Source organism: Paracoccus shandongensis (genome assembly GCF_017315735.1).
GTDB lineage: Bacteria > Pseudomonadota > Alphaproteobacteria > Rhodobacterales > Rhodobacteraceae > Paracoccus > Paracoccus shandongensis.
This window is the reverse complement of record NZ_JAFLRK010000028.1, coordinates 1-21,331: the sequence shown is the minus strand read 5'-3', so window position 1 is coordinate 21,331 and position 21,331 is coordinate 1. Positions and strand designations below refer to the sequence as shown.

The following is a 21,331-nucleotide window of genomic DNA, read 5'->3' as shown; positions in this document are numbered from 1 at the left end:
CTGCGCCGGGGCATGGCGGGGTGGAACCCCACCCTACGGTTTTTCTCACGGGTAGGGTGCGTGATTCACGCACCATTTTCGTGTGACAATGGTGCGTGCAAGCACGCACCCTACGCTTGCTGCCGGGGGGGGGCGAGGTAGGGTGGGGTTTCACCCCACCATCCTGGACGCGGCGGGGCCGAACCCCGCCCCGTGCCTTTACCGCGAAAACTTCTTGTACTTCACCCGCTTCGGCTCGATGCTGTCCGGCCCCAGGCGGCGCACCTTGTCCTTTTCGTAATCCTCGAAGTTGCCTTCGAAGAACTCGACATGCGCGTCGCCTTCAAACGCCAGGATGTGCGTGCAAAGCCGGTCCAGGAAGAAGCGGTCGTGCGAGATGATGATCGCGCAGCCCGCGAAATTCTCGATGGCGGCTTCCAGGGCCTGCAGGGTTTCCACGTCCAGGTCGTTGGTCGGTTCGTCCAGCAGCAGCAGGTTGCCGCCCGATTTCAGCAGCTTGGCCATGTGGACGCGGTTGCGTTCGCCGCCTGACAGCAGGCCCACCTTCTTCTGCTGGTCGGCGCCCTTGAAGTTGAACGATCCCACATAGTTTCGGCTGTTGACCTGCGCGTCGCCCAGCTCGATCACCTCGGCCCCGCCCGAGATTTCCTCCCACACGGTCTTTTCCGGATCCAGGCTGTCGCGGGACTGGTCGACATAGGACATCTTCACCGTCTCGCCGATGGTGATGGTGCCCTCGTCGGGCGCCTCCTGGCCGGTGATCATCTTGAACAGGGTCGATTTGCCCGCGCCGTTGGGGCCGATCACGCCGATGATGCCGCCGGGCGGCAGGCTGAAGGACAGATCCTCGATCAGCAGCTTGTCGCCCATGTGCTTTTTCAGGCCCTCGACCTCCAGCACCTTGCCGCCGAGGCGGGGCCCGTGCGGGATGACGATCTGGGCCTTGCCGACCAATTCCTTGACGGATTCGTCGGCCATCTTGTTATAGGCCGAGATGCGGGCCTTGGATTTCGCCTGGCGGGCCTTGGCGCCCGCGCGGATCCATTCCAGTTCCTTTTCCATGGCCTTCTGCTTGGCCTTGTCCTCGCGCGCTTCCTGGGCCACGCGCTTGGCCTTGGCTTCCAGCCAGCTGGAATAGTTGCCCTCGTGCGGCAGGCCGCGGCCGCGTTCCAGTTCCAGGATCCAGCTGGTGATGTCGTCCAGGAAGTAGCGGTCGTGGGTCACGGTCAGGATCGTGCCCTTGTATTCGATCAGGTGCTTTTGCAGCCAGGCGATGGTTTCCGCGTCCAGGTGGTTGGTCGGCTCGTCCAGCAGCAGCATGTCCGGCGCTTCCAGCAGCAGCTTGCACAGCGCCACGCGGCGGCGTTCCCCGCCGGACAGCGTTTCCACGTCGGCGTCGTCGGGCGGGCAGCGCAGCGCCTCCATCGCGATATCGACCTGGTTGTCCAGATCCCACAGGTTCTCGGCGTCGATCTCGTCCTGGAGGCGCGCCATCTCGTCGGCGGTCTCGTCGGAATAGTTCATCGCCAGTTCGTTATAGCGGTCCAGCTTGGCCTGCTTGGCCTTGACGCCTTCCATGACGTTGCCGCGCACGTTCAGCTGCGGATCCAGCCAGGGTTCCTGGGGCAGATAGCCGACCTTGGCGCCCTTGGCGGCCCAGGCCTCGCCCTGGAAATCCTTGTCGATGCCCGCCATGACCTTCAGCAGCGTGGATTTCCCCGCGCCGTTCACGCCCACCACGCCGATCTTGACGCCCGGCAGGAAGTTGAGGTGGATGTCCTGAAACACCTTCTTGCCACCGGGATAGGTCTTGGACACGCCGTCCATGTGATACACGAACTGATAGGACGCCATCGGAATCTCCTGCAAACTTTGGGTGCTATTTAGGCGAAAGCGCGGCCGGGCGAAAGGTCAGCGCGTCTCGGCCAGGAAATCGGGCCCGAGGTGGTCTTCCAGAAAGGCCAGTTGCGGGGCCATGCGGTCGGCCAGCGCGGCGACGGCCCCGGGCGGGGGCCGCAGGGGATTGCGGTTGGCAAAGACCTTCTCGGTTATGTGGGAATAAACCCATGGGCCGATGCCCAGATGGGCTTCGACCGCATCCATCACCCCCTGAGGATCGCGGGCGATGCGGCCGAAGGGCAGCACCAACATGTCGGGGTATCGCGCCTGCCAGCGGGGCAGATAGGCCGCGTAATCGCCCCGGTCATAAAGGACCGGGTTGTCGATTTCCGCCATCCAGTCCGCCAGCGTCTCGGGGCAGCGTTTTTCGCGGGCCAGGTTCATGCGCAATTGCGACACGGCGCGATCGACCGGGTGGCGGATCAGGTAGATGACGCGGGCCTTGGGCAGGAAGTTCGCCACGTAATCGACGCCCTCGTCCGGCAGGGTCGAATATTCCGGGGTGAAGTCCATCGGCAGCGCGACGGACGGCGCGGGCGCGAAGACGCGCTTGTACCACTGGTTGTGGAACATCTTGCCGCGCGTGACGCCCTGCAGATAGGCCTCCAGTTCGGGCGGGACCGGGATGGCGCGCCGGGCGTGCCGGTCGCGGATTTCCTGGGGTTTCTGACGGTAATGCCAGCCGATCCATTTCCGATGGCCGGGGATGAACAGGTGGTTGAAATACTGGACCTCCTTGAAGGGGGGGATCCAGATCTGCGGATGCTGGCCCAGCATCTGCGCCAGCCAGCTTGTGCCCGCCTTCTGCGCGCCGATGCAGAGCGCAGCGGGCTTTCGCGGCTGGCCCGCGGGATCCATGACCGTGCCCAGACTGCTCAACCCAACTTCACCGCGTTGCTTTGGGAATGGTTGGAATAGGTGGGCCAGTCGGGCCGGTAGTCGTCGGCCTGGTTGCCCCAGACGGTCCAGCCCTTGCGCGGCCCGCGCGCGAACATTTCCAGGCGCGGACCCCAACTGCACGCCTCGATCAGGTCATACTGCTCGTCGGGCTTGCGCGAGTGTTCGCGTTTCTGGGTGGCGATGATGTTTTCCTGGCTGCGGCCCGGATCCAGGGTGCGCACGTCCTTGCCGCGCACGCCGAACAGCAGGATTTCCGTCACGTTGCGGAAATAGAAGCCCACGCCGCGCCGGTCGGGGCCGCCGTCCTTGCGCAGCTTGTACCAGATCAGGTTCGACTTGTAGGTGAAGCCCCAGCATTCCATGACCTTCAGCCCCTCGGGCAGAAGGGCGTTGGGCACCCACAGGTAAAGATGGGCGCGGGCGTCGGCGATGGTGCCGACCGGCAGGTCGCAGATCTCGTCCAGCGTCATGGTGGGATAGCGGGTCAGGCGCTTGTGTTCGGGCGCCATCTTGCCTGTGCGGTTCTGGAACTGCCAGGGCGGATCGGCCAGGACCGTGCCGAACCGGACCGCGCCCGCGGTGGCCAGAAGATCGTGGGACGCGCTTGTCAAACCGGCCTCCGGTCAAGGGTTTCGCAATCCCGGACACCATTAACGGACCGCCCGCCCCACCGCCACCGTCAAGGTTGCGAATGCCTTACAAACGCCCCCAAAGGTCGTATTCGCCCGCCTCGTCCACGGTGACGGTCACGATGTCGCCGGGGGTCAGGGCCTCGAACCCCTCGTCGATGAACAGGTTGCCGTCGATTTCCGGCGCATCGGCCTTGGTGCGGCAGGTGGCGCCGTCTTGGTCCACGCTGTCCACGATCACCTCAAGGCGCTGGCCCACCTTGGCGGCCAGCTTGGCTTCGGAAATGGCCTGGGCCTTTTCCATGAAACGGTCGAAGCGGTCCTGCTTGACCTCGGGCGCGACATGGTCGGGCAGGTCGTTGGCCCGCGCGCCCTTGACGTTTTCGTACTGGAAGGCGCCCACGCGGTCCAGTTGCGCCTCGTCCAGCCAGTCGAGCAGGGTCTGGAACTCGGCCTCGGTTTCTCCGGGATAGCCCACGATGAAGGTGGACCGCAGGGTGATCTCGGGGCAGATGGCGCGCCAGGCGGCGATCTCGTCCAGGGTCTTGGCCGCCGCCGCCGGGCGGGCCATGCGCTTCAGCACATCCGGGTGGGCGTGCTGGAAGGGAATGTCCAGATAGGGCAGCACCAGGCCTTCCGCCATCAGCGGGATCAGGTCGCGGACATGCGGATAGGGATAAACGTAATGCAGCCGCACCCATGCCCCAAGACTGCCCAAGTCGCGGGCCAAGTCAGTGATATGGGCACGGTGGCCGCGTTCGGTCTCATGGCGGCGATCCAGGCCATAGGCGCTGGTGTCCTGCGAAATGACCAGCAGTTCCTTGACGCCCGCCTGCACCAGCTTTTCCGCCTCGCGCACCACGGCATGGGCGGGGCGGCTGACCAGACGGCCGCGCATGTCGGGGATGATGCAGAACTTGCACTTGTGATTGCAGCCCTCCGAGATCTTCAGATAGCTGTAGTGCCGCGGTGTCAGGCTGACGCCCGATGCGGGCAGCAGGTCGATGAAGGGATCGGGCTGAGGCGGCACGGCGGCGTGGACGGCGTCCAGCACGGCCTCGTATTGATGGGGGCCGGTGACGGCCAGAACCTTGGGATGCGCGCCGGTGATGTATTCGGGTTCCGCCCCCAGGCAGCCCGTGACCAGCACCTTGCCGTTCTCGCGCAGCGCCTCGCCGATGGCGTCCAGCGATTCGGCCTTGGCGCTGTCCAGGAACCCGCAGGTGTTCACGATCACCGCATCCGCGCCCTTGTAGTCGGGGCTGATCGCATAGCCTTCGGCCCGCAGGCGGGTCAGGATGCGTTCGCTGTCCACAAGCGCCTTGGGACAGCCAAGGCTGACCATGCCGATGGTCGGCTGGCCGTCACGGCGTTCATCGGGAATGCGGGCGCGGGCCAGGTCGGGGCGCAGGTCGGGCGGGTTCATGTGCATCCGCCGCAAATAGGTGATTCGGCGGCGCCGGAAAAGGGGCAGTCGCGGCCAAGTCTTCGCCGGAACGTGATTTCCCGCAAGCTCGCCAATCGGCAAGATAAACCGCATGAGACATCTTCGCCTGATCCTGACCCTTGCCCTTGGACTGGCCGCCGCTTCGCCCGGCCATGCCGATATTGTCGAACGCGGCCGCTTCATCGACGTGGTGAACCACCGTGGCGGCAATGTGCTGCAGATGGTGCAGTTGCGCGAAAGGCTGGCCCGGTCGGGCAAGGCGGTGCGGATCCGGGGTTACTGCCGGTCGGCCTGCACGATCCTGACAACGCTGCCCAATGCCTGCCTGGGACCGAAGGCGCGCATCGGCTTTCACGCGCCGCGCATCCCCAATACCCGGATCATCCCGCCCTATGTCGATCAGATCATGGGCAATTATTACCGGGGCGGCATCCGCGACCGCTGGTTCGGCGGCTGGAACCGTTCCATGGAGATGCAGGTGATCACCGCCCGGGACTATGTCCGCATGGATCCGCAGGCGCGCATCTGCGACCTGCGGCAGTCCTCACTCGCGCAGCCGCCAGCCCGTCGCGAAGATCCACCGAATGCCCGCGCAGCAGGCCGCGATCATCAGCCCGACCGCGACCAGCGACACGCCCACCGGCACGTCGGCAAGCCCGAAGAACGACCAGCGAAAGCCCGACACGAGGTAAAGGACCGGGTTCAGCTTGGCCACGCCTTCCCAGAAGGGCGGCAACATCTCGGCCGAATAGAACGCGCCGCCCAGGAAAACCAGGGGCGTGATGACCATCATCGGCACCACCTGCAACTGCTCGAACGACTTCGCCCATAGCCCGATGATGAAGCCCAACAGGCTGAAGCCCAGGGCCGTCAGGACCAGGAAGGCCAGCATCCAGACCGGGTGCAGGATATGGACGCCCACGAAGAAGAACGAGGTCAGCAGGATCACCAGGGCGATCAGCACGGCCTTGGTCGCGGCGGCGCCGACAAAGCCCAGCGTGACCTCGATCCAGCCGACCGGGGACACCAGGTATTCATAGATCGTGCCGCTGAACTTGGGGAAATAGATGCCGAAGCTGGCATTGCTGACCGATTGCTGCAGGATCGTCAGCATCATCAGGCCGGGCACGATGAAGGCGCCGTATTCCACGCCCTCGACCGACTGGATGCGCCCGCCAATGGCCGCGCCGAAGACCACGAAGTAAAGGACGGTGGACAGGACCGGCGACAGCAGCGACTGCATGATCGTGCGGAAGAACCGCGTCATCTCGTGGTGAAAGATCGCCCAGACGCCGGGCCAGTTCACGCCGCTCATGCCGTCACCTCCTGACGCGGTTCCGCGACCAGCGACATGAACACTTCCTCAAGGCTGGACTGCCGGGTGGACACGTCGCGCACGGTGATCCCCTGCCCCGCCAGATCGCCCAGCAGATGCGCGATGCCGGTGCGTTCGGCCCGGGTGTCGTATTCATAGGCCAGCGACCGACCGTCGGGCGACAGGCGCAGGCCGCGATCCGACAGCGCGTCGGGGATCATCGCCAGGGGCGCGGTCAGCTCGATCGTCAGGGTCTTCTTGCCGAACTCTCCCATCAGATCCGCCGTGGGCTTGACCAGCAGCAATTCCCCGTGGTTGATCACGCCGATGCGGTCGGCCATCTCCTCGGCTTCCTCAAGGTAATGGGTGGTCAGGATGATGGTCACGCCGTCGCGGCGCAACTGGTCCACGACCTCCCACATCTCGCGCCGCAGCGCCACGTCCACGCCGGCCGTCGGTTCGTCCAGGAACAGCACCTTGGGCCGGTGCGACAGCGCCTTGGCGATCAGGACGCGCCGCTTCATGCCGCCGGACAGCTCGCGCGTCATGGCGTTGCGCTTGTCCCACAGGGCGAGGCTGCGCAGCACCTGTTCGATATAGGCGTCGTCGGGCCCCTCGCCGTAAAGGCCGCGCGTGAAGCGGACGCAGTTGATGACCTTTTCAAAGGGTTCCAGCGCGATTTCCTGCGGCACCAGCCCGATCAGCTTGCGCGCGGCGCGCCAGTCGGTGCGGATGTCGTGGCCGCCCACCAGCACCCTGCCCCCGGTCGGCACCACCAGCCCGCAGATGATGGAAATCAGCGTCGTCTTGCCCGCCCCGTTCGGGCCCAGCAGGGCGATGATCTCGCCTTCCTGGATGGTCAGGCTGACATCGGACAGGGCCTTGGTGCCGCTGCCGTATTGCTTGGACAGGTTCTCGATCTGGATGATCCCGGTCATCGGGTGTCCTTTCACGCGTCCTCGGGGTGATAGGGGCGGGCGTGGCGCGCATGGGCCAGGGCCTCGACCCACCAATCCAGCCGGTGCGCAAAGACCGCCATCGCCGCCTCGGCCGCCGCCGCGTCGTTGGGGTCGATGATATGGCCCAGCTCGTCGAACTTCCGCCAGGGAGAGGTGAAGCTGACCGTGTCGCGCAGCGTGACGGTATGCAGTTCCGCCAGGATGATGCGCAGCGCCTCGACCGCGCGAAGCCCGCCCGAGATGCCGCCATAGCCGATCAGCCCCACGGGCCGCGCCCACCATTCGGCGGTGACATTGTCGATCAGCGTCTTCAGGTGGCCGGGTTCGGCGTGGTTGTATTCGGGCGTCACGATGACGAAGCCGTCGAGGTTCGCCATTCTTTCGCGCAGACGCTGGATGGCCGCAGGATCGCCCATCTGCACCGGCAGCAGATCGGCGTCGGCGGGGTCGATGGTGCGCGTGGCAAAGCCGTGGGTTTCAAGCTGGCGGATCACCCAGGATGCCACGCGGTCGTTGATCCGCCCTTCCCGGATCGACCCCAGGATCACCCCGATGCATTTGCGTTCCGCCATGAAGCCGTTCCTTGTCGAGTCAGCCGGATTGATCGTCAAATCCCAATCCTGCCGACAGGACAAGGCATAAGCGTCAGCCGGGGGGATAACCACCCCGCCGCCGATCAACAAGGCGGACCAGCAGGCCCAGGTTCCCCGCGCCCCTACCCCCGCGCTGCCAGCAAACTCTCATCCAGGATGTCCAGCGCCTCCTCGAACACCGTATCGGGGATGGTCAGCGGCGCCAGGAAGCGGATCACGTTGCCGTAGACGCCGCAGGTCAGCAGGATCAGGCCGCGCTTCAGCGCCTCCTCGCGGACCTTGTTGGTGAAGTCGGGGTTGGGGCTGTCGGTGCCGGGCAGGTTGAACTCGACCGCGTTCATGAAGCCGGGGCCGCGGATGTCGGCGATCTGGGGGATCTGGTCGCGCGCGGCGGCCAGGCGCTGCTTCAGCCGCTGGCCCAGCCGAGTGGCGCGGTCGCAAAGGCCCTCGTCGGCGATCACGTCCAGCACGGCATGGGCGGCGGCCACGCCCAGGGGGTTGCCCGCATAGGTGCCGCCCAAGCCTCCGGGGTTGGGGCTGTCCATCACCTCGGCCCGGCCCGTGACGGCGCTGATGGGCAGGCCGCCGCCAAGCCCCTTGGCCATCGTCACCAGGTCGGCGGCAACCCCGTGATGTTCCATCGCGAACAGCTTGCCGGTGCGGGCGAATCCCGTCTGCACCTCGTCCGCGATCAGCAGCATCCCGTGATGGTCGCACAGTGCGCGCAGTTCCGCCATGAAGCCTGCCGGCACCTCGTAGAAGCCGCCCTCGCCCTGGACGGGTTCGACGATGATGGCGGCCACGCGGGCGGGTTCCAGGTCGGCCTTGAACAGTTGCTGCAACGCCTTCAGCGCGTCTTCCTTGCTGACGCCGTGCAGCGGATTGGGGAAGGGCAGGTGCCAGACATCGGGCATCATCGGCCCGAAGCCCGCCTTGTAGGGCTGGACCTTGCCGGTCAGCGCCATGCCCATGAAGGTCCGCCCGTGGAACCCGCCCGCAAAGCTGACGATGCCGGGACGCCCGGTGTAATGGCGGGCGATCTTGATGGCGTTTTCCACCGCCTCGGCCCCGGTGGTGGCGAAGATGGTCTTTTTCTCGAAATCGCCGGGGACCAGCGCGTTCAGCCGTTCCGCCAGCGCGACGTAGTTCTCATAGGGCACGACCTGGTGGCAGGTATGGGTGAAGCGGTCCAGTTGCGCCTTCACCGCCTCGACCACGCGGGGATGGCGGTGGCCGGTGTTCACAACCGCGATCCCGGCGGCAAAGTCGATATAGCGGTTGCCGTCCTTGTCCCAGATCTCGGCATTCTCGGCACGGTCGGCATAGATCTGGGTCGTCATGCCCACGCCGCGCGAAATGGCGGCGTTCTTGCGGTCGGTCATGGTGGTCATCGGAAATCCCCTTCCCTTTCGGTTTTGCGGGGATGCTAGCGCAGCGGCTGCCCGCCGAACAGGCCCGCCCTTGCGCCGACCGCCCCGCCGGGCGATGCTGCCCGAAAGGAGAACCGCCATGCCCGTCCCCCGCACCCTTGCCGCGCTTGCAGCCGCCGCATCCCTCGCCGCCTGCCAGGACGCGGGTGAGCGGTCGGTGTCGATGCTGCGGCCGGGCAGCAGCTTCACCGTGGCCCGCATCGACGGCGCCCCCGCCCCGGCGGGCGTCACCTTCGAGGTGGGCGAGGGCAGCCGCGTCACCGGCCGCGCGCCTTGCAACCGCTACAGCGGGCAGTTGACCGAAAGCAAGGGCGCCATGACGGTCAGCGGCGTGGTGATGACCCGCATGGCCTGCGCGGAAGAGGACCGCAACCTGGCCGAGACGCGCTTCGGCAACGCCCTGGGCAGCGTCACCGCCGCCCGCCGCGTGGGCGAGGGCATCGCGCTGATCGACCCCCAGGGCAAGGTGCGCATCGGCCTGGTCCCCGCAGGCGGAAGCTGACCAGGTGTTCCCGATCCGCGACCACAACCCGTCGCAGCAAAGGCCTTGGGTCACCTATGGGCTGATTGCGGTCAACGCGGCGATGTTCCTGCTGACCCTGCCGGCGGTCGCGGGCGGCGAATGGCTGTGGACGCGGCTGGCGCTTTATCCCCTGGCGGTGATCCAGGGCGAGCTGCTGTGGGGCCTTGTGACGCACATGTTCCTGCATGGCGGGATCATGCATTTCGCGGGCAACATGCTGTTCCTGTGGATCTTCGGCGACAACCTGGAAGAACAGCTGGGCCGCCTGGGCTTTCTGGCCTTCTACCTGGCCGCGGGCCTTGTGGCCGCCGCCGCCCAGATCGCGGCCGAGCCCTTTTCGGCCATTCCCATGGTCGGCGCCTCGGGCGCGATCGCGGGCGTGATGGGCGGCTATCTGCTGCTGTTTCCGCGGGCCAAGGTCGATATCGTCGCGATCTTCATCGTCTTCTTCAAGGTCTTCACCCTGCCCGCCTGGGCGGTGCTGGGCGTCTGGCTGGCGATCCAGGTCTTCGGCGGCACCACGACGCCGGGCGGCGAGGGCGGGGTCGCCTACTGGGCCCATGCGGGCGGCTTCCTGGCCGGGGCGGCGCTGGCCTTGCCGCGCTTCCTGCGGCTTGGCGGGACGGGCTTCTGGGCGCGCACCCATGGCCATCCCCCGCATCCCGAAGTGGTCTATGCCCCGTCCCGCATCCCGCCGGTGGGGCGGTAGGGTTTCACCCCGACGCTCATGTGCCGCTTGCGGCCAAAGCCGGGGCGGCGGGTGACCTGGAAGCCCGCCTCGGCCAGCGCCCGCCGCACCGCGCCCGCCGCCGTATAGGTGGCGAAGCTGCCGCCCGGCGCGGTGCAGCGCCCGACATGGGCCATGATCTCGGGGGTCCACATCCCCGGGTTCTTGGCAGGGGAAAAGCCGTCCAGGAACCAGGCGTCCGCCCAGTCCTGCCAGTCCGGCAGCGTCTGCGCGACCTCGCCGATCACCAGCCGCAGTTCCACCTGCCCCACCCGGATCACGTTGGCCCCCCAGCCTGCCCGCAACTGCGCCGACAGATCCGCAAGCTCGGGGAAACCCGCGTGGGCCTGTGCAAGCTGCGGCAGGCTCATCGGCCAGGCCTCGAAGCTGGTCATGATGACCGGCACGGCGGCGACCTGCGCCAGGGCCAGGCAGTTCAGCCCCGTCCCGAACCCCAGTTCCGCCACATGGAACCCCGGCCGCAGCCGCGCGGGCAGGTCGTTGCCGTCCAGGAACACATGCCGCGTTTCCGCCAATCCCCCCGCAAGGCTGAAATAAGGATCGTCGAAACGGGTGGACACCGGTACGCCGCCCTCGCGCCAGTCAAGCTGCGGGTGGCGGGCGGGGTCGGGATCGGGTAGTGCGCTCATGAACGGCAGCTAGGGGAAAGGCACCGGGTTTGACAAGCGTCACGATCATCGGCGGCGGCATCTTCGGGCTGGCCTGCGCGTGGGAGATGACCCGCCGCGGCGCCCGCGTCCGCCTGATTGAGGCCGCGCGGATCGGCGCGGGATCCTCGGGCGGTCATGTCGGCGCCCTGGCCCCCCACGCGCCCGAGAACTGGAACCCGAAGAAGGCCTTCCAACTGGACAGCCTGCTGATGGCGCAGGATTTCTGGGCAGGGGTCGAGGTCGCCTCCGGCCTGCCCTCCGGCTACGCGCGCACGGGCAGGCTGCAACCCGTGACTGACGCGGATCCCCTGCGCGACCGCATCGCCGCCGCTGCCGACCGCTGGCCCGCAGACTGCGCGATGCGCCTGACAGACGCCCCCGTTGGCGACCTGGCGCCCGACAGCCCTTCGGGCCTGTGGCTGTTCGACGGCCTGACCGCCCGCCTGTCACCCCGCGCCGCCGGTGCCGCCCTGGCCCAAGCCATCCGCAACAAGGGCGGAGAGATCATCGAAGGCCAGAACCCCGGCCCCCTCACCGGCCCGATCCTGTGGACCACCGGCACCCCGGGGCTGGCCGATCTGTCGCGCGACCTGAACCGCCCTGTCGGCAAGGGCGTGAAGGGCCAGTCGGCGCTGCTGCACTACGCCGCCGCCCACGCGCCGCAGGTCTTTGCCGACGGCCTGCATATCGTGCCCCATGCCGACGGAACGGTGGCGATAGGCTCGACTTCGGAAAACGACTACGCCCACCTGGACCCCGACGGCCAGATCGACGCCTTGATCGCCAAGGCGCGGACCCTCTGCCCGAACCTTCGCGACGCCCCCGTGATCGACCGCTGGGCCGGCGCCCGCCCGCGCGCCCGGACCCGCGCACCGATCCTGGGGCCTTGGCCGGGCCGTCCCGGCCACTACGTCGCCAATGGCGGCTTCAAGATCGGCTTCGGCATGGCGCCCAAGATCGCGCAGGTGATGGCCGACCTGATCCTGGATGGCCGGGACGCCATCCCCGAAGGCTTCCGCCTGTAACCTGCTTTGGACCTCAAATATCCCGGGGTCCGGGGCAGCGCCCCGGCCTTCGCCTGCCGTCAGGCAGGCAGCGGCGACACGCCGATCACCAGCGGATGCAGATGCAGCAGCGCCGCCCAGACCAGCACCGCCAGCACGATCCGCTGCCAAGTCACCCGGAACACCCCCGGCAACCCCGACCGCGCCACGCCCGTCAGGGCAAAGACCAACATCCCGCCAAAGAAGACCGCGTGCGCCAGATCGCCATTGGCGACCAGATGCGCCCCGGCCCACAGCGCGAAGGCCAGAACCAGCCCCGACATGCCGCGTGCCAGGGCCGCAACCAGGATCGCCACCGGCATGGCGATGTTGACCAGCCAGCGGCTCCACAGCGGCTGGTCCCACAGATGCACATAGGGCGCGCGCCCCGCCGCCAGGATCAGCCAATACAAAAGCCCGATGGACAGCAGGCTGAAGGCCGCCAGGTATCCCCGCCGTCCCAGCCTTGCCACCAGCCAGCCGCGCGGGCCGGGCAGCGCCGGGATCATGTGGGCGCCCAGGAAACAGGCCCAGGCAAGCAGATATTCGGTCCATCCGGTCATGGGCCCCGTCTAACCGCTTGCAGCCGCAACCGCCAGCGGGTGAAACTGCGGCAAAAAGGACGCCCCATGACCACCCGACTGGACCACGCCTTCCAGGCCATCGACGAAGCCAATGCCCGCGATCCCAACCTGGACGGGGGCAAGCCCGCCAACCTGCTCTATGGCCAGCGCATGACCGAACAGCAGCAGCATCTGTTCCCGCAGGCCTCGGACCCGCTGCGGATCGCCTGCCGGGGGCAGCATATCGAACGCTGGCTTTTGCCGCGCGACGCCTATCCGATGGACCGGGCGGGCTATCTGCAATGGCGCCAGGAACAGGGCCGCCGCCATGCCGACCGCATCGCGGGCATCATGGCGGATGCGGGCTATGGCGACGACGACATCGACCAGGCCCGCAGGATGCTGACCAAGCAGGGCCTCAAGCGCGACGATCAGGTGCAGGCGCTGGAGGACGTGATCTGCTTCACCTTCATCCGCTGGTATCTGGGCGACTTCATGGCGGCGATCCCGGACGAGAAGATGGACCGCATCATCCAGAAGACCGCCGCCAAGATGTCGCCCGAGGGCCGCGCGCGGGCGCTGGAAGAATTTCCCATGCCCGAAGCCCTGGCCCGGCATTTCCGCCCATGACACGCGCCGTCATCGTATCGCACGGCCAGCCCGGCGACCCCGGCCCGCAACAGCATGCCATCGAGGATCTGGCCGCCCGCGTCGCCGCCTGCGACCCCGGCTGCCCCGTCGCGGGCGCCACGCTGGCCATGCCCGGCGCGCTGGCCGCCGTGGCGGACGACAGCAGCCTGATCTATCCGATGTTCATGGCCGAGGGCTGGTTCACCCGAACCGAGTTGCCCCGGCGGCTGGAGAAGGCGGGCGCGGGCGGGGCGCGGGTGCTGCGGCCTTTCGGCACCGATCCGGCCCTGCCCGGCCTGATCGTGGCCCAGGTCCATGCGGCAGCCGCAACTCAAGGCTGGGCGCCGGGGGACACCACGCTGCTGCTGTCGGCCCATGGCTCGCAACGGTCGCAGGCGTCCTTCACGATCACCACCGCGCTTGCGGACCAGATCGCCCCGCAGTTCGCCCGCGTGGTCACCGGCTTTGTCGAACAGGAACCCTTCATCGCCGATGCAGCAAGGGGCCTGACCCGCGCCGTCAGCCTGCCCCTGTTCGCGCTGCGGGCGGAACATGTGCTGGACGATTTGCCAACGGCGCTGGATCAGGCGGGCTTTTCCGGCCCGCGCCTGGACCCCATCGGCCTTGCGCCCGAGGTGCCCGCCCTCATCGCCGCCAGCATCCGCGCGGCGCTATAGGTTCTTGGCGTAATAGGCGTATCCGGCGGCCTCGACAAAGCCCAGCCGGTCATAGGCCGCCCGCGCCCCCGCATTGGCGCGGCTGACCGCCAGGCCGATCCGGGTCGCGCCCTGTTCCTGCGCCCACAGCGCCACCTGCCGCATCATCCAGCCCGCCAGCCCCCGGCGGCGGAACTGCGGCAAGACCTCGACCGCGTGGACCATTGTCACCGCGCCGCACCAGGCGGCAAAGGCGGCGCCCGCCCCGCGGTCGTCGATGCGGCCCAGGATGGCGGTCTTGGGCCCCGTCACGCGGTCCATCACGGCCTGACGCGCGGGGATGATGCCGCCCGCCGCCCAGATGTCGCGCTGAATCGCCAGGGGCGGCCAGACGGCAAAGGTCGTCAGGGGCGGGATCGGCTGGCCGGTCAGCGCGGACACCGGCGCCTGCATGATCGCGGTGGGCGTGTCGCGCCGGTATCCGGCGGCGGTCAGCGCGGCGATCAGGGTCGTATCGTCGTCCAGCACCCGGAACATCGGCTGCTGGTTCCAATCCTGATGGATCGCCTCGGCCGCCGCGATATCCTTGGGCGCCCAGGCCCCCACCGCGCAGGCCGAACTGACCCGCCCGCCCGCGCCAAGACCCTGGCCTACCCGGAAACCGCCCGCATCCGCGTATTCGGCGGCGGGCCAGGTTTCCTCGAAGGCCCGGGCCAGGGCGGCGTCCATCACAGCGACAGGCGCTCTTTCAGCACCGCCATGGCCTCGGCCACGCGGTCCGCGTCCAGGCCGCGCACCACCAGGTTCGTGCCCCAGCCGGTCGCGTCCTGGAAGGGATAGGATCCCAGCGACAGGTCGGGATAGTCGCCCGCGACCGCCTTCAGCCCCTCGGCCACGTCGCTTTCGCCGCGCCGCACCTCGACGCTTTGCGACTGGACGGGGCGGCCGCCGGACAGGCGCGGGATCAGCCAGTCCACCATGCCGCGAAAGACCTCGGGCACGCCCGCCATCACATGGGTGTTGCCGATGGAAAAGCCCGGCGCGCCCGACACGGCGTTGTCGATCAGCGTGGCCCCCACCGGGATGCGGGCCATGCGCAGGCGGTTCTCGGTCAGTTCCATCCCCAGCCGGTCATAGCGGGCCTGTAGGATCGCGCGCGCCTCGGGGTGGATTTCGACCGTCGTGCCATGCGCGTGGGCCACGGCGTCGGCGGTGATGTCGTCATGCGTCGGCCCGATGCCGCCCGATGTGAACAGCAGGTCGTAATCCCCGCCCAGGCTGCGGTCCAAGGCGCGAATGGCGGCCACGATGCGGTCGTGGTCGTCGGCCACCACGCGGATTTCGCGCAGGTCGAACCCTGTCGCGGACAGCACCTGCGCCAGGTGATGGGCGTTGCCCTCTCGCGTGCGGCCGGACAGGATCTCGTCCCCGATCACCAGGATCGCCGCCGTCGGATTGTCGGATTGCATCGCGCTGTCCCCTGAAACCTATGCTGCCCCGCATCTATGCCCACGCGCGGGGCTGGAACAAGGGGGCGTCCGGGTCTATCTATGCGGCGAACGAAAGGATCACCGATGGACCAGAGCCACATCACCAAGGAAGGCATCCGCATCCACGCGCGCGAGGATTTCGCGGGCATGCACAAGGCGGGGGCCGTGGCGTCGCAGATCCTGGACGAGGTCGGGCCCCTGGTCCGCCCGGGCGTCACCACCGGCGCGCTGGACGATTTCATCACCCGGCGCGTGCAGGAGCTGGGCGTCACCTCGGCCACCATCGGCTATCGCGGCTATGAACATGCCAGCTGCATCAGCGTGAACCATGTGGTCTGCCACGGCATCCCGGGCGACAAGATCCTGGCCGACGGCGATATCCTGAACATCGACGTGACGGTGATCGTGGACGGATGGTATGGCGATAGCAGCCGCATGTATGTGGCGGGCCGCGCCTCGATCAAGGCGCGCCGCCTGATCCAGGTGACGCATGACGCGCTGATGAAGGGGATCGAGGCCGTGCGCCCCGGCGCGACCTTCGGCGATATCGGCGCGGCGATCCAGACTTACGCCGAAGGCCACGGCATGTCGGTCGTGCGCGACTTCTGCGGCCACGGGCTTGGCCGGGTCTTCCACGCCCCGCCGAACGTGCTGCATTTCGGCCGCCCCGGCAAGGGCCCGGTGCTGGAGGAAGGCATGTTCTTCACCATCGAGCCCATGATCAACCTGGGCCGCCCGGAAACCAAGGTTCTGGCCGACGACTGGACCGCCGTGACCCGCGACAAGTCCCTGTCCGCGCAGTTCGAGCATTCCATCGGCGTCACGGCGGATGGCTGCGAAATCTTCACGGGTTCGGACAAGTTCTTCCCCGACCTGGGGTGATCCGACTGGCGAAGGCCATCGCCTTCGCCCGTGACTCCCTATACTTCTGGAACTGCCGGGCCATGAAGGCCCGGCCAGCGCCCCAAGAGTCAGCCCTGCGCAGGCGGCCTGACCCGCATCACCGCGCAATAGAGCGCGGGCACGAAGACCAGCGTGATCAGCGTGCCGGCGATGATGCCGCCCATCATGGCGAAGGCCATCGGCCCCCAGAACACCTGCCGCGCGATGGGGATCAGCGCCAGGGACGCCGCCGCCGCCGTCAGCAGGATCGGCCGGGCGCGGCTGTCGGATGCCTCGAACACGGCGTCCCAGGGGCTGCGGCCCTTGTGCAGCAGTTCCTGGATCTCGTGGACCAGGATGACCGAGTTGCGGATCAGGATGCCGATCAGCGCCAGGATCCCCAGGATCGCGACAAAGCCCATCGGCACGCCAAAGGGCACCAGCACCGCCACCACCCCGATCAGGCCCAGGGGGGCTGCGGCAAAGACGATCAGCGACAGGCGGAAGCTTTGCATCTGCGCCATGACCAGCAGCGCCATGATCAGCAGCATCACGGGCACCACGGCGGCGATGGGTTCCTGGCTTTCGGCCGAACTCTCGACCGTGCCGCCCACGGTGATGGTCACGTCGGGCGGCAGGCTTTCCTGGAACCCGGCCACCGCCGGGGCCAGCGCGTTGACCAGGGTGGCGGGCTGGTCCCTGGTGGCGATATCCGCCTTGACGGTCACGGTGGGCAGTCCGTCGCGCTGCGCGATCAGCGGCTGTTCGGTCGCATAGTCCAGCGAGACGATCGAGGACAGCGGCGTGCCCTGCCCGCTGGCCAATGTCAGTTGCAGGTTGCGGATCGAGTCCAGCGAGGTGCGGTCGTCCGCCTGGCCGCGCCCCACCACCTCGATCAGGAAGATGTCGTCGCGAAGCTGCGTGACCGTCTTGCCGGAAAACAGCGCCGACAGGGTATCGGCCACCTCTTGCGTGGTGACACCCAGGCGGCGCGCCTGGTCCTGGTCGATTTCCAGCCTGACCACCCGCACGGGCTCGTTCCAGTCCATCGAGATGTCGCGCAGCCTCGGCTCTCGCGCCAGGACGGCGGCCAGGTCGCGCGCGGCGTCGCGGGCGGCATCGGCGTCAGAGGCGCTGACGCGGTATTGCACCGGCTTGCCGACCGGGGGGCCGATTTCCAGGTTCTTGACATAGATATCGACGCCCGCGAATTCGCGCGCGGCCCGGTCCGCGATCTGCGCCTTCAGCCGGTCGCGGGCGGCCAGGTCCGGGGTCTGGATGACGATCTGGCCCATGTAGGGCCCCGGCGTCGGCACATCCATCGCCAGCACGAAGCGCGGCGCGCCGCTGCCCACATAGGATGTCCAGAACAGCACGTCGTCATGATCGGCCAGCATCGCCTCCAGCCGGTCCATGTCCGCGCGCGTCTTGGCAATCGACGTGTTCTGCCGCTCGACCAGGTCGACCAGAACCTCGGTCCGGTCCGAGGTGGGGAAGAACTGCTGTTCGACAAAGCGCATCCCCCAGACCGAGACGGCGAACAGCGCCAGGGTGATGGCGATGACGATCCCCTTGTGGCGCATCGACCACAACAGCAGCCCGTGGAACCGCCGCCGCAGCCAGCCGGGCTTGTGTTCGTGGGCGTGATAGGTGCGCAGGAAGGTGACGCCCAGAAGGGGCGCGAACAGCACCGCGACGATCCAGGAAATCACCAGCGACACGGCGATCACCACGAACAGCGAAAAGGTGAACTCGCCCGCCGCCGAGCTGTTCAGCCCGATGGGGATGAAGCCCGCCACCGTGACCAGCGTGCCGGTCAGCATCGGAAAGGCGATCGAGGTCCAGGCATAGCTGGCGGCATTGTCCAGCGATTCGCCGATCTCCAGCCGGGAAATCATCGTCTCGATGGCGATCATCGCGTCATCGACCAGCAGGCCAAGCGCGATGATCAGCGCGCCCAGGGAAATCCGCTGCAAGGTGATGCCGTACAGGTCCAGGACCACGAAGGTGATCGCCAGCACCAGCGGAATGGTCAGCGTCACCACGAAGCCCGCGCGAAAGCCCAGGCTGATGAAGCTGACGACCAGCACGATCAGCACCGCCTCGGCCAGGGCCTTGACGAAATGGCCCACGGCATAATCCACGACATGCGGCTGGTCGGCGATCTTGGCCATCTCGATCCCCACGGGCAGGTCGGCCTGGACCTGTTCCATCAGCGCGTCCAGGTCGCGCCCGAATTCCAGGATGTTCTCGCCCTCGCGCATCCCGATCTGCAGGCCGATGGCGGGCTTGCCGTTATAGCGGAACAGCGATTGCGGCGGATCCTGATAGCCGCGCGTGACGGTCGCGACATCGCCCAGGTTGAAGAAGCGTTCACCCACCCGCAGGTTGACGGCGGCGATGGATTGGGCGTCGTCGAACTGCCCGCCCACGCGGACCAGCACCTGTTCCGGCCCCGCCTGGATGACCCCGGACGGCGAGATGGCGTTCTGCTGGGCCAGGGTCGCGACCACCTGCTGCTGGTTCAGCCCAAGCGCCGCCAGGCGCGCGGCCGAGAATTCCAGATAGATCTGTTCGGCCTGCTCGCCCAGCAATTCGGTCTTGCCGGCGGCGTCCAGCGCCGCCACCCGCTTGCGGATGCGTTCCACCCGGTCGCGCAATTCGCGCGGGCTGTAGCCGTCGGCGGTGAAGGCATAGATGTTGCCGTAAACGTCGCCGAAATCGTCGTTGAACTGGAAGCCCGCGAATTCCTGAGGGAAATCGGGGCGGATGTCCGACATCATCTCGCGCACGCGCTTCCAGATCTCGGGCACCTGGGGGCCGCGGGTCGTTTCCAGCAGTTCCAGATAGACGACCGCCTGCCCCGGCATCGTCACCGAGCGGGTGAAGTTGAGTTCGTCCAGCTCCTCCAGCTTCGTCTCGATCCGGGTGGTGACCTGCTTCAGCGTTTCCTCGACCGTGGCGCCGGGCAGGGAGGCGCTGATCACCATGGTCTTGATGGTGAAGTTGGGGTCTTCCTCGCGCCCCAGGTTGTTATAGCTGATCGCCCCCATCAGCAGCGAGACGATCAGCAGGAACCACACGAAGCTGCGGTGGTTCAGCGCCCAGTCGGACAGGTTGAAACGCTTCAAGGCCGGACCCTTTCGCCCACGGGCTGACCGTCAGCCAGGGAATTGACGCCCCGGATCACCACCTCGTCCCCGGGGTTCAGCCCCCCGTCGATCAGGACGCGGCCCTGGAAATCGGCGGCGGGGGTGATGCGTACGGCCTCGACATGCGCCCCCTCGCCCTCGCGCAGGACGCGCCAGACATGGGGGGCGCCGTCGCGCTGGAAGATCGCGGCGGCCGACAGCATCAGCGCGGGTTCGCTGGCCGTGCCAAGCCGGGCGCGGACCAGCGCGCCCAGACGGAAGGGGGAACCGGGCGGCAGGGTCAGATACAGCCGCCGGGTCCGGGTCGCGGCATCGGCGATGGGGTCGATGCGGTCCAGCACGGCGCGGACCTGCCGGGCCGGGTCGGTGCGCTGCCAGACGGTGAAGACCGCATCGTCCGGCAGGCCCGCCAGGGCCGATTCGGGCAGGTCGATCACCGCCTCGCGCCGATCCTCGGCCGAAAGCTGCAGGACCGGCGTGCCCGCCCCCAGCACGCTGCCCGGCGCTTCATAGACGGCGCTGACCACGCCCGAAAAGGGCGCGATCATGCGCGCATAGCCTTGGGCATCCTGCGCCTGCACCAGCGCGGAACGCGCCTGTTCGGCCCCGGCCTCGGCGGCGGCGGCGGCGCGTTGGGCCTGTTCCAGTTGCGCGGCGGTGGCGACGTTGCGCATGGCCAGCGCCTCGGTCCGTTCCAGCGTCATCCGGGCGGTGTCGCGCTGCACCTCGGCCGCGGCCAGGGCCGCCTCGGCGGCGCGGGTGGTCGCCTCCAGATCCTCGGCGGCCAGGTTGGCCAGAACGTCGCCCTGCCGGACCCGGTCGCCCAGATCGACGGGGCGCGACACCATCCGGCCCAGCGTCTGGAAGGCCATCGTCACCTGCGTGCGCGAGGCCACGACCCCGGGGATCCAGCGCGCATCCTCGCCCCGGTCCTCGACGATCTCGGACACGACGGGGCGGACGGGCATGTCGTCCTGGGCGTGCGAGCTGAAATCGAGCCAGCCGGGCAGGTCCAGCGCGCAGGCGGGCGCGGCGCAGGCCAGGGCCGCCAGCAGGGCGATCGGCATCCTCATGGCAGCACCTCGGCCCTTTGCACCTGCCTGCCGGGATAAAGAAGCTGGGAACCCGCCCCCACCACCACGTCGCCCGGCCCGATCCCGCCCGACAGATAGACCACGTCATTGGCGAAATGGCCGATCGTCACGGGCACCAGGCTGACCCGGTTGTTCTTGTCCACGCGCCAGACGGCGGGCCGGTCGCCGTCGCGCATCAGGGCCGTCCAGGGCACGGCGATGCCCGCATTGGCGGCGATGTCCACATGGCCGCGCACGGCCGCCCCCAGCAGGGCGGTGTCGCCCTCGACATCGTCGATGCGGACGCGCAGGGTCACGGATCCCGTGGCCGGATCGACCAGGGGCGAGATCTCGGACACGGTTCCCCGCATCGGGGGCCGGTCGATGTCGATGGTGTCCAGCCGCACCGCATTTCCCAGGGCGCTGTCCAGGCGCGGATGGTCGGGGGCCGCGAACTCGGCCTCCAGCCCCTCCAGCGTGGCGATGGTCAGCACCACCTGGGCGGCGCCGACGATCTGTCCGGGCGCCATGTCGCGGGCCGTCACCACGGCATCCGTGGGTGCGCGCAGGATCGTGTCGCTGACCGCGCGGCGGGCCTGGTCCAGCGTGCTTTCGGCGCGTTCGGTGGCGCCCTGCGCCTCGGACAGGGCTTGCAGGGCCTCGTCGCGGGCGGCACGGGTGCCGACGCCGCGCGCCAGCAGCGCACTGGCCCGGTCGCTGGCCTGGCGGGCCTGCGACAGCCCGGCGCG

General features: G+C 68.0%; 21 protein-coding genes. 6 read left to right on the top strand and 15 right to left on the bottom strand.

Annotated elements, in window-relative coordinates:
* Positions 1–198: 198 nt before the first annotated feature.
* The 8 genes from ettA to JX613_RS14915 all read right to left on the bottom strand — a co-directional run bounded on the left by ettA (position 199) and on the right by JX613_RS14915 (position 9,133).
* The gene (gene ettA, locus JX613_RS14950) at positions 199–1,854 is read right to left on the bottom strand and encodes an energy-dependent translational throttle protein EttA (RefSeq protein ID WP_207102269.1); all 1,656 of its coding nucleotides are present in this window, start codon (positions 1,852–1,854) and stop codon (positions 199–201) included.
* 57 nt (positions 1,855–1,911) lie between these two features.
* Complete coding sequence (locus JX613_RS14945) at positions 1,912–2,778, bottom strand: sulfotransferase family protein (RefSeq protein ID WP_237168597.1); 867 nt, start codon at positions 2,776–2,778, stop codon at positions 1,912–1,914.
* Positions 2,775–3,410 (bottom strand): MT-A70 family methyltransferase, encoded by a 636-nt coding sequence (locus tag JX613_RS14940; RefSeq protein WP_207102268.1) that lies wholly within the window; start codon positions 3,408–3,410, stop codon positions 2,775–2,777. Before JX613_RS14940 ends, JX613_RS14945 begins: the two co-directional genes overlap by 4 nt.
* Before the next feature lie 85 nt (positions 3,411–3,495).
* Positions 3,496–4,860 (bottom strand): 30S ribosomal protein S12 methylthiotransferase RimO, encoded by a 1,365-nt coding sequence (rimO, locus tag JX613_RS14935; protein WP_207102267.1) that lies wholly within the window; start codon positions 4,858–4,860, stop codon positions 3,496–3,498.
* A gap of 559 nt (positions 4,861–5,419) precedes the next feature.
* Entirely contained in the window at positions 5,420–6,181 is a 762-nt protein-coding gene (locus JX613_RS14930) for an ABC transporter permease (RefSeq protein ID WP_419538838.1), read from the bottom strand.
* 5 nt (positions 6,182–6,186) lie between these two features.
* On the bottom strand, positions 6,187–7,128 hold the full coding sequence (locus JX613_RS14925) for an ABC transporter ATP-binding protein (RefSeq protein WP_207102265.1): 942 nt from the start codon (positions 7,126–7,128) through the stop codon (positions 6,187–6,189).
* 11 nt (positions 7,129–7,139) lie between these two features.
* Positions 7,140–7,721 (bottom strand): NADPH-dependent FMN reductase, encoded by a 582-nt coding sequence (locus tag JX613_RS14920; RefSeq protein WP_207102264.1) that lies wholly within the window; start codon positions 7,719–7,721, stop codon positions 7,140–7,142.
* A 143-nt stretch (positions 7,722–7,864) separates the two neighbouring features.
* Positions 7,865–9,133 (bottom strand): 4-aminobutyrate--2-oxoglutarate transaminase, encoded by a 1,269-nt coding sequence (locus JX613_RS14915; RefSeq protein WP_207102263.1) that lies wholly within the window; start codon positions 9,131–9,133, stop codon positions 7,865–7,867.
* 118 nt (positions 9,134–9,251) lie between these two features.
* Here JX613_RS14915 and JX613_RS14910 point away from each other — a divergent pair, with 118 nt between their 5' ends.
* Positions 9,252–9,674 carry an META domain-containing protein gene (locus JX613_RS14910; protein WP_207102262.1) on the top strand — a complete coding sequence of 141 codons (423 nt, stop codon included), beginning with the start codon at positions 9,252–9,254 and terminating at the stop codon, positions 9,672–9,674.
* A 4-nt stretch (positions 9,675–9,678) separates the two neighbouring features.
* Entirely contained in the window at positions 9,679–10,404 is a 726-nt protein-coding gene (locus JX613_RS14905) for a rhomboid family intramembrane serine protease (RefSeq protein WP_207102261.1), read from the top strand.
* Here the strand turns inward: JX613_RS14905 and mnmC2 are convergent.
* Positions 10,368–11,072 (bottom strand): tRNA (5-methylaminomethyl-2-thiouridine)(34)-methyltransferase MnmC2, encoded by a 705-nt coding sequence (mnmC2, locus tag JX613_RS14900; protein WP_207102260.1) that lies wholly within the window; start codon positions 11,070–11,072, stop codon positions 10,368–10,370. The two genes, JX613_RS14905 and mnmC2, sit on opposite strands and share 37 nt — an antisense overlap.
* Positions 11,073–11,101: 29 nt before the next feature.
* On the opposite strand from mnmC2, the gene JX613_RS14895 reads away from it, so the two are divergent.
* Positions 11,102–12,118, top strand: a complete 1,017-nt coding sequence (locus JX613_RS14895) for an NAD(P)/FAD-dependent oxidoreductase (RefSeq protein WP_207102259.1) — start codon at positions 11,102–11,104, stop codon at positions 12,116–12,118.
* Between the two features lie 59 nt (positions 12,119–12,177).
* On the opposite strand, the gene JX613_RS14890 is transcribed toward JX613_RS14895, so the two are convergent.
* The gene (locus JX613_RS14890) at positions 12,178–12,699 is read right to left on the bottom strand and encodes an NnrU family protein (RefSeq protein WP_207102258.1); all 522 of its coding nucleotides are present in this window, start codon (positions 12,697–12,699) and stop codon (positions 12,178–12,180) included.
* Between the two features lie 66 nt (positions 12,700–12,765).
* Between JX613_RS14890 and JX613_RS14885 the strand changes: the two genes are divergently transcribed.
* Positions 12,766–13,329 carry a DUF4202 domain-containing protein gene (locus JX613_RS14885; RefSeq protein WP_207102257.1) on the top strand — a complete coding sequence of 188 codons (564 nt, stop codon included), beginning with the start codon at positions 12,766–12,768 and terminating at the stop codon, positions 13,327–13,329.
* Positions 13,326–14,006, top strand: a complete 681-nt coding sequence (locus JX613_RS14880; protein ID WP_207102256.1) for a CbiX/SirB N-terminal domain-containing protein — start codon at positions 13,326–13,328, stop codon at positions 14,004–14,006. The genes JX613_RS14885 and JX613_RS14880 overlap by 4 nt, the downstream gene beginning before the upstream one ends.
* On the opposite strand, the gene JX613_RS14875 is transcribed toward JX613_RS14880, so the two are convergent.
* Together JX613_RS14875 and JX613_RS14870 are read right to left on the bottom strand one after the other, a co-directional pair.
* Complete coding sequence (locus JX613_RS14875) at positions 14,001–14,714, bottom strand: GNAT family N-acetyltransferase (RefSeq protein ID WP_207102255.1); 714 nt, start codon at positions 14,712–14,714, stop codon at positions 14,001–14,003. The genes JX613_RS14880 and JX613_RS14875 overlap by 6 nt on opposite strands.
* A complete protein-coding gene (locus tag JX613_RS14870) occupies positions 14,714–15,454 on the bottom strand; it encodes a competence/damage-inducible protein A (RefSeq protein WP_207102254.1) in 741 nt (246 codons plus the stop codon). The genes JX613_RS14875 and JX613_RS14870 overlap by 1 nt, the downstream gene beginning before the upstream one ends.
* Before the next feature lie 105 nt (positions 15,455–15,559).
* On the opposite strand from JX613_RS14870, the gene map reads away from it, so the two are divergent.
* Positions 15,560–16,357 (top strand): type I methionyl aminopeptidase, encoded by a 798-nt coding sequence (map, locus tag JX613_RS14865; protein WP_207102253.1) that lies wholly within the window; start codon positions 15,560–15,562, stop codon positions 16,355–16,357.
* A gap of 89 nt (positions 16,358–16,446) precedes the next feature.
* On the opposite strand, the gene JX613_RS14860 is transcribed toward map, so the two are convergent.
* The 3 genes from JX613_RS14860 to JX613_RS14850 form a co-directional block, all read right to left on the bottom strand.
* On the bottom strand, positions 16,447–19,488 hold the full coding sequence (locus JX613_RS14860) for an efflux RND transporter permease subunit (RefSeq protein WP_207102252.1): 3,042 nt from the start codon (positions 19,486–19,488) through the stop codon (positions 16,447–16,449).
* Complete coding sequence (locus JX613_RS14855) at positions 19,485–20,582, bottom strand: efflux RND transporter periplasmic adaptor subunit (RefSeq protein WP_207102251.1); 1,098 nt, start codon at positions 20,580–20,582, stop codon at positions 19,485–19,487. The genes JX613_RS14860 and JX613_RS14855 overlap by 4 nt, the downstream gene beginning before the upstream one ends.
* On the bottom strand, positions 20,579–21,331 hold a 753-nt coding region (locus JX613_RS14850; protein WP_207102250.1), incomplete at its 5' end, for an efflux RND transporter periplasmic adaptor subunit. The genes JX613_RS14850 and JX613_RS14855, both read right to left, overlap by 4 nt.